The organism is Leeuwenhoekiella palythoae, from assembly GCF_900130045.1.
Lineage (GTDB): Bacteria > Bacteroidota > Bacteroidia > Flavobacteriales > Flavobacteriaceae > Leeuwenhoekiella > Leeuwenhoekiella palythoae.
Genome location: NZ_FQXT01000001.1, coordinates 539,985 through 552,322, shown reverse-complemented (window position 1 = coordinate 552,322; position 12,338 = coordinate 539,985). Strand labels below are relative to the sequence as shown.

Genomic DNA, 12,338 nt, shown 5'->3' with positions numbered 1-12,338 from the left:
TGAGAACCTTTTAATTATTAAATATATATTATGTTAAAACCGAAACTTTTTAGTCGATCACTACTTGGCGTATCGCAACGAGCTTGGTCAACAGGCCTTCCAATAAACTTAGGTCAAGCATATTAGCACCATCACTTTTTGCGTTTTTAGGATCAAAATGCGTCTCGATAAACAAACCGTCAACTCCGGCAGCGATACCCGCTTTGGCCATTGTACCGATTAATTCCGGGCGACCGCCGGTTACGCCGCTACTTTGGTTAGGCTGTTGCAAACTGTGCGTAACGTCAAGCACGGTGGGAGCATAACTTTTCATAGTAGGAATCCCCCTAAAATCAACGATAAGATCTTGGTAGCCAAACATCGTTCCGCGGTCTGTGATCCAGACATTTTCATTGCCGGTATCAGTCACTTTTGTTACAGCGTGCTTCATTGCTTCCGGACTCATAAATTGTCCTTTTTTTAAGTTGACCACTTTTCCGGTTTCTGCGGCTGCGACCACAAGATCAGTTTGACGTACTAAGAATGCCGGGATTTGAAGCACATCTACATATTCTGCAGCCATTGCGGCGTCCTCATTTACGTGAATATCCGTTACGGTAGGAACATCAAAAGTCTCTGAAACTTTGCGTAAGATCTTCAGTGCTTTTTCATCGCCAATTCCGGTAAAGCTGTCAATTCGGCTACGATTAGCTTTTTTAAAACTTCCTTTAAATACGTAAGGAATTTTCAGTTTATCGGTAATGCTAACGATCTCTTCAGCGATGCGAAGTGCCATCTCTTCGCCTTCGATCGCGCAAGGCCCTGCAAGCAGAAAAAAGTTGTTACCGTCAGTGTGTTTTATTTTGGGAATATTTGAAAGTTTCATCAGTATAAATTTAAGCGGTAAAGATACGGCTTTGTAGAAGATTATGTTTTTGTTGAAAATGCATTTCGAAAGGTCTCTTTTACAGGTGAGAATTAGTACTTGAAGATTAAAGGGATAAAACAAGTTAAGCCAGCATTAAAAAATGGTTGTATTTTAACCTTGAAAATCAAAATATTAGCGCTTTTTCTAAGCTTTTTTAAGACCTCAAAACATTATAGGAATAAGTCGCTTATAATCCATTAATTACCACTATATTTGCGCCCTTAAAATAAGGCCTCTATGGATATTAAAAACATTGCGATTATCGCGCACGTTGACCACGGTAAGACTACTTTGGTAGACAAAATTATGTACCATTGTCAGTTGTTTCGTGAAAACGAAAACACCGGTGACCTCATTCTTGATAACAATGATCTTGAGCGTGAACGTGGTATTACCATTACTTCAAAGAACGTTTCTGTAACCTATAAGGATACTAAGATCAATATCATTGATACTCCTGGTCACGCCGACTTTGGTGGTGAGGTAGAGCGTGTTTTAAATATGGCAGACGGGGTTTTACTACTTGTAGATGCCTTTGAAGGTCCTATGCCACAAACGCGTTTTGTACTTCAAAAAGCGATTGACTTAGGGTTGAAGCCTTGTGTGGTGATCAACAAAGTTGATAAAGAAAACTGTACGCCAGACGAAGTGCACGAGAAAGTTTTTGACTTGATGTTTGAGTTGGGTGCAGAAGAGTGGCAGCTAGATTTCCCTGCAGTTTATGGTTCAGCAAAGAACAACTGGATGAGCGAAGACTGGCAAAAGCAAACTGAAAATATTGAGCCGCTTCTTGATATGGTAATGGAGCATATTCCTTCGCCAAAAATTGAAGAAGGTACGGTGCAAATGTTGATCACTTCTTTAGATTACTCTTCATTTACCGGTCGTATCGCGATTGGTCGTTTGCAGCGTGGTACGTTAAAAGAAGGAATGCAGGTTTCACTTGTAAAGCGTGACGGAAGCATTAAAAAATCACGTATTAAAGAATTACACACTTTTGAAGGTCTAGGTCGAATTAAAGTGGCTGAGGTTCAGGCAGGAGATATTTGTGCGCTAGTAGGTCTTGAAGGTTTTGAAATTGGTGATACTGTTGCCGATTTTGAAAATCCTGAAGCGCTTAAAACCATCGCAATCGATGAGCCTACGATGAGTATGTTGTTTACGATCAACGATTCGCCTTTCTTCGGTAAAGACGGAAAGTTTGTGACTTCACGTCATATCAAAGATCGTCTGACTAAAGAATTAGAGAAAAACCTTGCATTACGTGTAGAGGAGACAGACAGCGCCGATAAATTTATGGTTTACGGTCGTGGGGTATTGCACTTATCTGTTTTGATCGAGACGATGCGTCGTGAAGGATACGAACTGCAAATCGGTCAGCCACAGGTAATCATTAAAGAGATCGATGGTGTTAAATGTGAGCCGGTTGAAGAATTAACGATTGACTTACCGGAGAATGTTTCTGGTAAAGCGGTTGAATTCGTAACCTTGAGAAAAGGGGAGATGTTGAGTATGGAAGCTAAAGGTGACCGTATGGTTTGTGAGTTTATCATTCCATCGCGTGGTATCATTGGTTTACGTAATCAATTATTGACTGCAACCGCTGGTGAGGCAATTATGGCACACCGTTATAAAGAATATCAGCCATTAAAAGGAGGTATTCCTGAGCGTTTAAATGGTTCACTAGTTTCTATGGAAAAAGGTACAGCAATCCCTTATTCTATCGACAAACTTCAGGATCGAGGTCGTTTCTTCGTTGATCCGGGTGAAGATATTTATGAAGGTCAGGTAATTGGTGAAAACTCACGTCAGGATGATATGACCGTGAACATCACAAAAACCAAAAAACTTTCTAACGTACGTTCTTCGGGTGCAGATGACAAGGCTAAAATTGTTCCTGCGATCAAATTCAGCTTAGAAGAAGCCTTAGAATATATTCAAAAGGATGAGTACGTTGAAGTAACGCCAAATCACTTACGTTTACGTAAAATTTTGCTTACTGAAAACGAGCGCAAGCGCAGCAAAGCCATCTAAGCGCTAGCAAATAAATGACAGAAAAAGCACTTCCATAATTGGGGGTGCTTTTTGTTTTTACAGCATATTGTGTGTTAGTACGCAACCTTTTACGTAGTTTATCATCTAGTTGATGAACAACAAACCAGAACAGATGAAATTTAATTTTTTTGCAGTACTCGCTAGTCTTTTAATACTATGTGCATGTAATGCTGATGATACGGAGATTACCACGACAACTGCAGCACTTCAAGTTGCGATAAATGATACACTAATTGTCGCGCAGCGGGATTCAGCACCTATAGAAGGTGGTCGCGAAGTAAGCGTTCAACCGGAACACGGCGAGGTTTTGCTTGATGCTTTTACTATTAAATATGTTCCCGGTGTTGATTTTACAGGAGAAGATTATCTTGAAGTGACCAATAAAGCATCTAACGGAGATGCTAATTTTTACATCACTTCCATAGATAAATATACCATCACAGTTACCGAGTAGTAAAAACTATTATATACACGTAAAGCACCTTTTAAAAGGTGCTTTTTTGTTTGCTTCAAACGGAGGTTATTTTTGTATTTTCCCTTAAAATTTCACGTTGTCACAGTATCAGATCATATCATATTCCCGGGAATATAAATCGCGTTGGGATCGTTTTGCCGCTTCTCTAAACGGAACCTATAAAGGCTCAAAAAATACGTCTTTTTTGTTTCAGCGGGATTTTATGCAATACCATCAAGACCGCTTTGAAGATTTCAGTTTATTGATCTTTAAGGATGAAAAACTACGTGCTGTTTTGCCGGCAAATAGAGTAGGAGCTACGCTTTATTCGCATCAAGGTTTGACGTATGGCGGACTCGTTTTAGATGCCGAAATTAGACTGAAAGAAGTCTTGGAGTTATTTAAAGAACTTCTTGGTTTTCTTTCGCAAAGCGGAATCGAAGAGCTCGAACTTAAAATGCTACCGCAATTTTATCAGGAGTTGCCGGGAGACGAACTGGATTACTTTCTTTTTCTCACCGAAGCTAAACTCATTAAGGCTGAGACCACAGCGGTAATCGATTACCGCAATCGTATTCCATTGAATAGTTCGCGAAAAAATGCGGTGAATCAAGCTGTCAAAGCCGGATTTACCATCCAAAAAACAACTGACTTTGAACCCTTCTGGGACCAAGTGCTGATCCCAAATCTCGAAGCACAGCACGATGCCGAACCCACACATTCTTTAGCAGAAATTACAACGCTTGCAAAGCGTTTCAAATACAATATTCATCAATTTCAAGTGCGAGATGCGCAAAACCAACTTTTAGCAGGCGCGACCATTTTTGAAACGCAAGTGGTGGCGCACGTGCAATATATTTCAGCAACTCCTGAAGGTAAAAAACAAGGTGCTTTAGACTTCTTATTTCAGCAGCTGATAGAGTTTCATTTTTCTCATAAATGGTATTTCGATTTTGGTACTTCAAATGAGCAGGCAGGAACTAAACTCAATGCTGGCTTGCAGTTTTGGAAGGAAACTTTTGGCGCACGCACCAGGATTCAGCGTACCTATAGGTTGCAGACGAAGAATAGCTTTAAACTTGAAAATGTTTTGTTATGATTCCATTTTTAGATTTAAAGAAACTCAATGCGCCTCATAAAGAAGTGCTCACGGCTGCTTTTAAAAATACGCTGCACCAGGGCGATTATATTCTTGGTGAGGCCGTAACCCGGTTTGAACACGAGTTTGCTCACTACTGCGGTACCAACTACTGTTTAGGAACGGGCAATGGTCTTGATGCGCTTCAATTGATTTTCGAAGGCTATAAGTACTTAGGAAAACTGAAGGAAGGCGACGACGTTTTGATGGCGGCCAATTCGTATATCGCGACCGTTCTTGCTGTAATACACGCGGGTTTAAAACCGGTTTTTGTCGAGATTGAAACCTCCACCTTTAATATGGATCTAGAGCAGCTACCCGAGCCTAATTCTTCTGTAAAAGCAATCTTGATCACGCATTTATATGGACAACTAGGCCCGGTAACAGTTGTTGCGGCTTATGCTCAAAAGCACAATTTATTGTTTATCGAAGATGCGGCTCAAGCGCACGGAGCTACTTTGGATACCAAGAAAGCAGGAAGTTTTGGCGATGCGGCAGCGTTCAGTTTTTACCCTACTAAAAACCTGGGTGCATTGGGAGACGGCGGAGCAGTAACTTCTAATGACGAAACTTTGATAACTCTTATTAAAAGCTTGCGCAATTATGGAAGAACCTCTTTTGCTGAAAATAGTTATGCCGGTTTTAATTCGCGTCTTGATACTTTACAAGCGGCTTTTTTAAGTGAAAAACTGAAAAACTTGAATGCAGAAAATCTGCAACGCAGAGCGATCGCAACACGTTACCTAGCAGAGATCACCAATCCGAAAATCACTTTGCCGTTTTGGGATACTTCAGCGCAGCACGTTTTTCATCTCTTTGTCATTCTGGTAGAAAACCGAGATCATTTCCTCAGTTATTTAAAAAAATCTGAAGTCGGTTTTGGAGTGCATTATGCGATTCCGCCGTATCAACAAAAAGCTTTGAAAGCCTATAATCATTTGAACTTTCCGCTAGCCGAAAAGGTGGCTCAAACCTGCGTGAGTATTCCTTTGAATCCAACTTTAAATGCTGAAGAAGTAACTCAAATCATCAGCATTTTAAATCTGTATAATGCTTAAGTTTTTACGCCAACTTATCACACAAAACGTATTGCTTAAAGTCAGTTCGTTTAATGCTATGGGTGTTGGTGTACGCTTGGTTTGCGGACTAGTATCTTCAAAACTAATCGCTTTTTATTTGGGGGCCTCCGGGATGGCGGTGCTGGGCGATTTACGCAATTTTATAAGTTCGTTGCAAAGCATCGGGCAATTGGGCATCAGCAACGGTGTGATCAAATACAGCGCCGAATTCAAAACAGATAAAACCCGGTTACAAAAACTGATAAGTACGGTTTTGAAAGTCGGTTTTCTAGCTTCGGTATTTTTGGGTGTTTTGCTATTTTTTACGGCTTCAGTCATCAATACCCAAGTTTTTAATGCTGAAATAAATTACACCACGATCATTAAGGTATTTGCAGTGGTGCTGCCGTTTTTTACACTCAATGCCTTAATGCTTAACATCATCAACGGCATTGGCAATTACAAAAAGGTAATTCTGATCAACAGTATCACCAACGTGGCTGGTGTAGCACTTAGCGCAATTTTAATTATTAACTATCAGCTTTATGGGGCGATGCTCGCCGTGGTGCTAAGCGCGGGTATTGGTTTACTCATTACCCTAAGCACTGTTTTGAAAAAGCGAAGTCTTTTTAGGGAATTGCTTCAAGAACAGATTGATGGCTCTATGCTTAGAAGATTAGCTTCTTACGGCGGAATGACCCTGTTTTCTGCAATTGTTTCTCCTTGGGTGTACATTGCGATTCGCCAAGAAATCATTGCAGTTGACGGACTAGCCAATGCTGGTTATTGGGATGCGATGCTCCGGTTGTCTGATTATTATTTGATGTTTGCGACTACCTTGCTTACACTTTACATTTTACCGAAACTGTCTGCTGCGATATCAAAAAAGGAATTCAGAGCTGAAGTATTTCGGTTCTACAAGACGTTTTTACCACTATTTGGAGCGGGATTGATCGTTCTGTTCTTTATAAAAACCTGGATTATCCGGTTGGTTTACAGCCCTTCTTTCTTAGGTATGCAGCCTGTTTTTATCTGGCAGTTGGCGGGTGATTTCTTTAGAGTCGCAAGTTTGGTGATCGCCTACCAAATGCTGGCAAAAAATAAATTCTGGCTTTTTATAGGTACACAAGTGCTCTCGCTGAGTATTATTTATTTTAGTAGCGTCTTCTTTATTCAGGATTACGGTTTTGTGGGCGCAGCAATGGGGCATTTGCTGAGCTATGTGCTTTATTTACTGGTATTATTGTTTATTTTTCGAAACGCTTTATTCGGTAAGTTGTGTTAAAATCTCTGGCCTCATTACGATTTGTTTTCGCTTTTTTGGTGTTTTTACATCATATAGACGTGCTGCAGGATGCATTAGGTCACGCCTTTTTTTACGCGTTAAGTGGTTTTATCCTGTCTTATGTGTATGCCGAACGCTTCGCGGAACAGAAAATCAGTTTAAGCCGGTTTTTAAAATTGCGCTTAAGCAGATTATATCCGCTTTATGTGTTGACTTTGTTGGCTGCGGTTCCGTTGAGTTTGGGATTTTTAGCGAGTAATGCAGAACAGTGGATGCTTCAGTTTGTGGCAAATTTGTTTATGTTGCAAAGCTTTATCCCAAATGCCGAATATTACTTTGCATTCAACAGTTTGGGATGGAGTATTTCAGATTTATTCTTTTTTTATACGCTGTTTCCCGTGTTGTTATGTGGATTCAGAAAATATACGCATCGAAGCATTTGTGGCCTTTTTAGCTTATTTTTTCTACTCATTTTAAGTTTGATGTATATCATTCCACAGGAACTGCAACACTGGTTTTTCTACATCAATCCGTTGCTGCGGCTTTTTGATTTTGCTTTAGGAATGTTGCTGTATCAGCTTTTAAAGAAAGCTTCCTTCGGAAGGTTCGATTCGAGATTTACTTGGTATGAAAGTGGGTCGCTTGTACTGCTTGTGATCTTTTATACTTCCGCAGCTCTTTTTCCGAAAGTACTAAGATATTCTGTGTATTACTGGTTGCCGATGTTGGCTGTGATCGGAGTTTTTGCGCAGCAGAAAGGTGCGTTGTCAAAACTGCTTTCAAAACCGGTATTTCTCTTTTTAGGCAATCTTAGTTTTGGGTTTTACCTCTGGCATCAGCTTATTTTGAGATACGCACGCCGCGCTGTGAACCATTTTGAAATCACACTTGCAGATTGGCAATTTTACAGTATGAGTTTTATGCTCATTCTGCTGGTTTGCTATTTTTCGTATCGCTTTTTTGAGCTTCCGATGAAGCAGAAACTGCGTCGTCATTTTTAATACTGTTCCACGCGCTAACATAGTGTTCAGCGACTTCTAAATGGTTGTGATGTTCTTGAACAAATCGCTTAGCACGTGTTCCTATTTCAGCGATTCGTTGGGGGTTAAGAATAAGTTCTTCCAAGTCTTGAGCAATTTTTTTAGCATCCGGAATGGTGTGAATCGCAACGCTATTGGGCGCTACTTGGTAACGCTCACAAAACGAAGCTCCGGCGCCGGTGAACACCACTTTTCCTTGAGCCATCGCCTCCAAGGCATTATAACCTTGATCTTCGGCATAGGTTTGATCAAGTATGATATCTGCTTTGCGGTAAGACTCTAAATACTGTGCATAAGGTAAACTAGTTACGCAAATGATTTTAATGCGATCACTGAATTTTTTCCGAATGATGCACAAAGCCGAGTCAAAATAATAATTACCCTTTTTATAGTAATTACTTCGATTAACCCCATGAAAAATAACGATTCGGTTTTGCTTTTCTGGCTGGTTACGGCTGAAGTTATTCAGATTTACCGGATTTGGAATCAAACCATAATAATCTGTTCGACCTTTATAAATAGGGTGATAATCCAGATCTGTGCTGATGACCAAATCTTTCAGCTCAAATACGAATTCGTGATACTTCTTGTGTGTCGCAGTCAAGTATTTTTCGCTGTACGGAAAGTCGATATCCGGGTGTTGTAAAATGGGATGATGCGCTAGTTTATCAATGTTATTTAAGTAAATGTAATCATCACCACAAGCTAAAATTACCAATTTAGTGGTAAGTTGACGTAGACGTTTTACGATGCGTTTTTCAATAAAATACGGCGTTTTAAAAGGATATTCATTAATAAGCTGAATGACGTCAAATCGGGTTTGATCAACCAACCAATCGAGGACGCGATAACCTATTTCTAGTGTAGCAAGATCAAATTTGGTCAATTCAAAAATACCTTTTCTAAGTGTTTGCAAAAGACGACTGCCTTCTATGCGTTTTGCTTTAATCAGGACATCTGAAGGTAATTTTTTAAACGCATCACCGGTACTTATGAGGGTGACTTCGTGCCCATTTGCGAGTAATCCTGCCTTCAGACTGTTATGTAAATTGCTGTATTCTCCTACTAAAAGAATTCTCATAAATGCGCTACATTTAAAGCTAAAAGATACACAAACTCTGAAATCAAAACCTCAAAATATCTGTATTCTCGTTGAATCACTCGCCGGCGGTGGTGCAGAACGTTCGGCGGCTTTGTTGACGCAAATGCTTACTGAAGCAGGTCATGCTGTACATCTGGTCACGATCACCGATAAAATTGGTTATGAGTTTTCAGGTAGGCTTTATAATCTGGGGAAATATAAGAATGCAACTAACGGCGTCTTCAATAAGTTAAAACGGTTTCAGCATTTTAAAAGATACCTGTACGAGCAGGAAATTGATGTTGTTCTCGACTTTAGAATGCGTCGCAATGCGTTAAAGGAATATTGCATTCAGCGGTATTTGTATCCGGGATTTAAAGTCGTCTTTATGGTGCGCAGTTCACATTTGAACTATTATTTTCCGAAGCCCGACTTTGCTGCCAAGAGACTATTTAAAGAAGCGGGAATCTGTGTGCTTACTGAGGCTATGAAGCAGTCTATTGAGCAGCGTTTCGGTTTTCAAAAAATTAAGGTGATTCCCAATGCGATTAATGTATCTGCTTATCAGCAGGACTTTACTTCTCCTGACGATGTAATTCGGCCTTATATTTTAGCAAGTGGAAGATTACAAAAAGGGGTGAAGCAATTTGATAAACTCATCGAAACCTATGCAAAAAGTGAATTGCCAAAACTAGGAATTGACCTGTATATTTTGGGGCAAGGTGAAATGCTTTCAGAACTTCAGCAACTTGCCGAAGATTTAAAGATTGCTGATAAGATTATTTTTAAAGGCTTTGTAAAACATCCTGAACCGTATGTAGCCCATGCGCTTTTTACGGTTTTGTGCAGTGCTTTTGAAGGTTTTCCGCGGGTGATCTTAGAAAGTCTCGCGTGCGGAACTCCGGTAATTGCAATAGATTGTCCTACCGGTCCGCGTGAACTTCTTGATGGGACTAATGGGATTCTGGTTCCGCATCAGGATTTTGAAGCTTTAAAGGAGGCGATGAACAGGCTGGCGCTTGATGAACCCACAAGAAACCGATTTAAAGCTGCTAGCCAAAAGAGTATTCGTAAGTTTGACATCACACAAGTGACCCCGCAATGGCAAAGCTATCTCAACGCGCTGTATGATGATTAAACGCATAAAACTCCCTAAAATAGAAGATCGAAGAGGTAATCTTTCGGTGCTGGAAAAAGACATATTGCCTTTTGAGTTCAAGCGGGTGTACTATTTATATGATGTGCCTAGTGGTGCTTCTCGTGGCGGTCACGCACACCGGGAGCAGAGCGAGTTTTTGATCGCACTTTCGGGAAGTTTTGATGTGCTTATTCATGATGGAACTAAAAAACAAACCTACACGCTCAATAAACCTGATGAAGGTTTGTTGATTCCTAATGGATACTGGCGCGAATTGGACAACTTCTCGAGCGGAGGTATTTGTCTCGTGCTCGCAAGTGCTGTTTTTGTCGAAGCAGATTATATACGGGATTTCGCTGAATTTCTTCAGTTTAAAAAGTAGTAAGTCTGATTCCTTTTTTAAGTAAAAACACTTTTATTTTTCTGATACTAATCAACAGGAAGCGCGGTGCATTTAGCAATAAACGTTGCTTACTATTCAAAATGGAAGGGTCTAGTTTTGCTTTAAGTTTTTTAAACAGATCCAGACGACCTTCAGTTTTATAAAAAATACACAGGAAATAACGTTTGGTATGAATGTAAATATGTAAGGATTGATGATCGGGATGTGCCCTTAAGAGTTGCCCAAACTTTGGGACTTGCAGATCACTTTTATTCAAACTGCTGATTTGACCTGCGACTCCCGTGCGGTAATGACAGGTTATTTTAGGATCATAAGCCATTTTAAACTGAAGGTTAGCCCTGATCAAAAAATCAACATCTTCAGAATAGGTCGTTGCTTCATTAAAACCGCCAAGAAAGTTGAAACTTGCTTTTGTAAATGCTAGTGTACTGGGAATCACCAAAGGTTGATACAGACTTTCGGTAAAAAAATCAGTGATTTGGTAAGGCTCATGTTGAGCAGTGTTTATTTTTGGTTTTACCGTTTTTCCGGAGTTGAAAAGTTCGCAATACCCGGTAGCAAAAAGCTGCGCATCCGGAAAATTTTCAGAGAGTTTTACAAGGTGTTCCAGATGATCGGGCAACCAAAGATCGTCAGCATCAAGAAGCGCGATGAGTTCGTTTTTAGCAGCTGCAACACCGCGATTCCGGGTTTTTGATAGTCCGTGATTTTCTTGATCAATGATGCGTATGCGTGCATCTTTAAAGCGCTGCATAACTTTCAGACTGCAATCAGTAGAGCCGTCATTGATAAGAAGAACTTCAAAATGTGTGTAGGTTTGCTTCAGTACAGAAGTAATGGTTTCCGCCAGATAAGCTTCTTTGTTAAAAACCGGAATGATGATGCTAATTGCTCTCATCTTCCAAAGTTAGCTTTAAATAATAGCAAAGGCGGTACAGGTCAAAAAGTCTCAGACTGGGATTGTTTCCGCAGAGGTTTTTGAGAATATGATGCTCGTACGTTTTAAAAAGGCGCAGTATTTTATGCTGAAGGTTTCGTTTTACTACCTGCTGGGCTACACGTTGTAAAGGCCTATAATTTCTAGGCATTTTTTCTTCGTGTTCTAAGCGCACCAAGGTTTGTAAAGCTTGATGCGTTTTTAATACATAAGAAGCCGAAGTTTCTAAACCAAAATGCGTCGTAGGATTGTTTATATGTAAAACCGAAATCTGGTGCTGCTCCAGACGATGAGCGAAATAAGGGTCTAAGCCATAGGCGTTTTCTTCGGCGGGATTGTATTTAAGAAAAACCGATTTGTCAATCAATAAATGCTGACTAACCAGCGATAAGTAGGGCTTTTTTTTGCGCTTGGAAACCGACCGGCCTTCGCGGCTTTTTCCGTAAGTGTAGTGGAGTGCGCGTTCGGGATCGGGTAGAATTTTGGGATACGCGATTCCGCCAAAAATCACTTGCGCACGGCCTAGGTTTTGTTCAAAGATTTGAAGAAAGTCAGATTTTGTGGGCAGTACATCTGCGTCTAAAAAAAGCAAATTATCGTACAATGCATTTTCCGCAAGAAAATGCCGTGTTGCCGTTCTACCACGGTTTTCGTGGAATACGGTATAAATGCACTGATTTTGTTCTGCTAGTAGCGCATTTGCTTTCTGAATTTCAGCATCTGTAGAAGCATCATCAGCTATACGAATCTCAAAGGCAATCTGTAATTTTTCGGTCTGGGGGATCAGGCGCTTGATCAAATCGTTTAGCGCAACATTATAGACGGGTATGAGAATGGAAAGT

General features: G+C 40.3%; 12 protein-coding genes. 8 read left to right on the top strand and 4 right to left on the bottom strand.

Going from position 1 to position 12,338, the window contains the following annotated elements:
* Positions 1-49: 49 nt before the first annotated feature.
* Positions 50-865 (bottom strand): 3-deoxy-8-phosphooctulonate synthase, encoded by an 816-nt coding sequence (gene kdsA, locus BUA96_RS02345; RefSeq protein WP_072979958.1) that lies wholly within the window; start codon positions 863-865, stop codon positions 50-52.
* Positions 866-1,144: 279 nt separating this feature from the next.
* Here kdsA and typA point away from each other — a divergent pair, with 279 nt between their 5' ends.
* The 6 genes from typA (at position 1,145) to BUA96_RS02315 (ending at position 7,898) form a co-directional block, all read left to right on the top strand.
* Positions 1,145-2,941, top strand: coding sequence for a translational GTPase TypA (gene typA / locus BUA96_RS02340; RefSeq protein ID WP_072979956.1), 1,797 nt, complete (start codon positions 1,145-1,147; stop codon positions 2,939-2,941).
* A gap of 133 nt (positions 2,942-3,074) precedes the next feature.
* Positions 3,075-3,416, top strand: a complete 342-nt coding sequence (locus BUA96_RS02335) for a hypothetical protein (RefSeq protein WP_072979954.1) — start codon at positions 3,075-3,077, stop codon at positions 3,414-3,416.
* A gap of 97 nt (positions 3,417-3,513) precedes the next feature.
* Complete coding sequence (locus tag BUA96_RS02330; protein WP_072979952.1) at positions 3,514-4,515, top strand: GNAT family N-acetyltransferase; 1,002 nt, start codon at positions 3,514-3,516, stop codon at positions 4,513-4,515.
* Positions 4,512-5,612, top strand: a complete 1,101-nt coding sequence (locus BUA96_RS02325) for a DegT/DnrJ/EryC1/StrS family aminotransferase (RefSeq protein ID WP_072979950.1) — start codon at positions 4,512-4,514, stop codon at positions 5,610-5,612. The genes BUA96_RS02330 and BUA96_RS02325 overlap by 4 nt, the downstream gene beginning before the upstream one ends.
* Positions 5,605-6,897, top strand: a complete 1,293-nt coding sequence (locus BUA96_RS02320; protein ID WP_072979948.1) for an O-antigen translocase — start codon at positions 5,605-5,607, stop codon at positions 6,895-6,897. Before BUA96_RS02325 ends, BUA96_RS02320 begins: the two co-directional genes overlap by 8 nt.
* Entirely contained in the window at positions 6,891-7,898 is a 1,008-nt protein-coding gene (locus tag BUA96_RS02315; RefSeq protein ID WP_084673028.1) for an acyltransferase family protein, read from the top strand. The genes BUA96_RS02320 and BUA96_RS02315 overlap by 7 nt, the downstream gene beginning before the upstream one ends.
* On the opposite strand, the gene BUA96_RS02310 is transcribed toward BUA96_RS02315, so the two are convergent.
* The gene (locus tag BUA96_RS02310; RefSeq protein ID WP_072979946.1) at positions 7,822-9,018 is read right to left on the bottom strand and encodes a glycosyltransferase; all 1,197 of its coding nucleotides are present in this window, start codon (positions 9,016-9,018) and stop codon (positions 7,822-7,824) included. The genes BUA96_RS02315 and BUA96_RS02310 overlap by 77 nt on opposite strands.
* On the opposite strand from BUA96_RS02310, the gene BUA96_RS02305 reads away from it, so the two are divergent.
* Both BUA96_RS02305 and BUA96_RS02300 read left to right on the top strand, forming a co-directional pair.
* Positions 8,987-10,156 carry a glycosyltransferase gene (locus BUA96_RS02305; RefSeq protein ID WP_072979944.1) on the top strand — a complete coding sequence of 390 codons (1,170 nt, stop codon included), beginning with the start codon at positions 8,987-8,989 and terminating at the stop codon, positions 10,154-10,156. The two genes, BUA96_RS02310 and BUA96_RS02305, sit on opposite strands and share 32 nt — an antisense overlap.
* Positions 10,149-10,538: a sugar 3,4-ketoisomerase gene (locus BUA96_RS02300; protein WP_084673025.1), complete on the top strand. Its 390-nt coding sequence runs from the start codon at positions 10,149-10,151 to the stop codon at positions 10,536-10,538. The genes BUA96_RS02305 and BUA96_RS02300 overlap by 8 nt, the downstream gene beginning before the upstream one ends.
* Here BUA96_RS02300 and BUA96_RS02295 read toward each other — a convergent pair.
* A complete protein-coding gene (locus BUA96_RS02295; protein WP_072979940.1) occupies positions 10,528-11,457 on the bottom strand; it encodes a glycosyltransferase family 2 protein in 930 nt (309 codons plus the stop codon). The two genes, BUA96_RS02300 and BUA96_RS02295, sit on opposite strands and share 11 nt — an antisense overlap.
* Positions 11,444-12,325: a glycosyltransferase family 2 protein gene (locus tag BUA96_RS02290; RefSeq protein ID WP_262490496.1), complete on the bottom strand. Its 882-nt coding sequence runs from the start codon at positions 12,323-12,325 to the stop codon at positions 11,444-11,446. The genes BUA96_RS02295 and BUA96_RS02290 overlap by 14 nt, the downstream gene beginning before the upstream one ends.
* Positions 12,326-12,338: the final 13 nt, after the last annotated feature.

Coding starts and splice junctions, on each gene's coding strand:
- kdsA (WP_072979958.1), bottom strand. CDS start 865: ATGAAACTTTCAAATATTCCCAAAATAAAACACACTGACGGTAACAAC.
- typA (WP_072979956.1), top strand. CDS start 1,145: ATGGATATTAAAAACATTGCGATTATCGCGCACGTTGACCACGGTAAG.
- BUA96_RS02335 (WP_072979954.1), top strand. CDS start 3,075: ATGAAATTTAATTTTTTTGCAGTACTCGCTAGTCTTTTAATACTATGT.
- BUA96_RS02325 (WP_072979950.1), top strand. CDS start 4,512: ATGATTCCATTTTTAGATTTAAAGAAACTCAATGCGCCTCATAAAGAA.
- BUA96_RS02320 (WP_072979948.1), top strand. CDS start 5,605: ATGCTTAAGTTTTTACGCCAACTTATCACACAAAACGTATTGCTTAAA.
- BUA96_RS02310 (WP_072979946.1), bottom strand. CDS start 9,018: ATGAGAATTCTTTTAGTAGGAGAATACAGCAATTTACATAACAGTCTG.
- BUA96_RS02300 (WP_084673025.1), top strand. CDS start 10,149: ATGATTAAACGCATAAAACTCCCTAAAATAGAAGATCGAAGAGGTAAT.
- BUA96_RS02295 (WP_072979940.1), bottom strand. CDS start 11,457: ATGAGAGCAATTAGCATCATCATTCCGGTTTTTAACAAAGAAGCTTAT.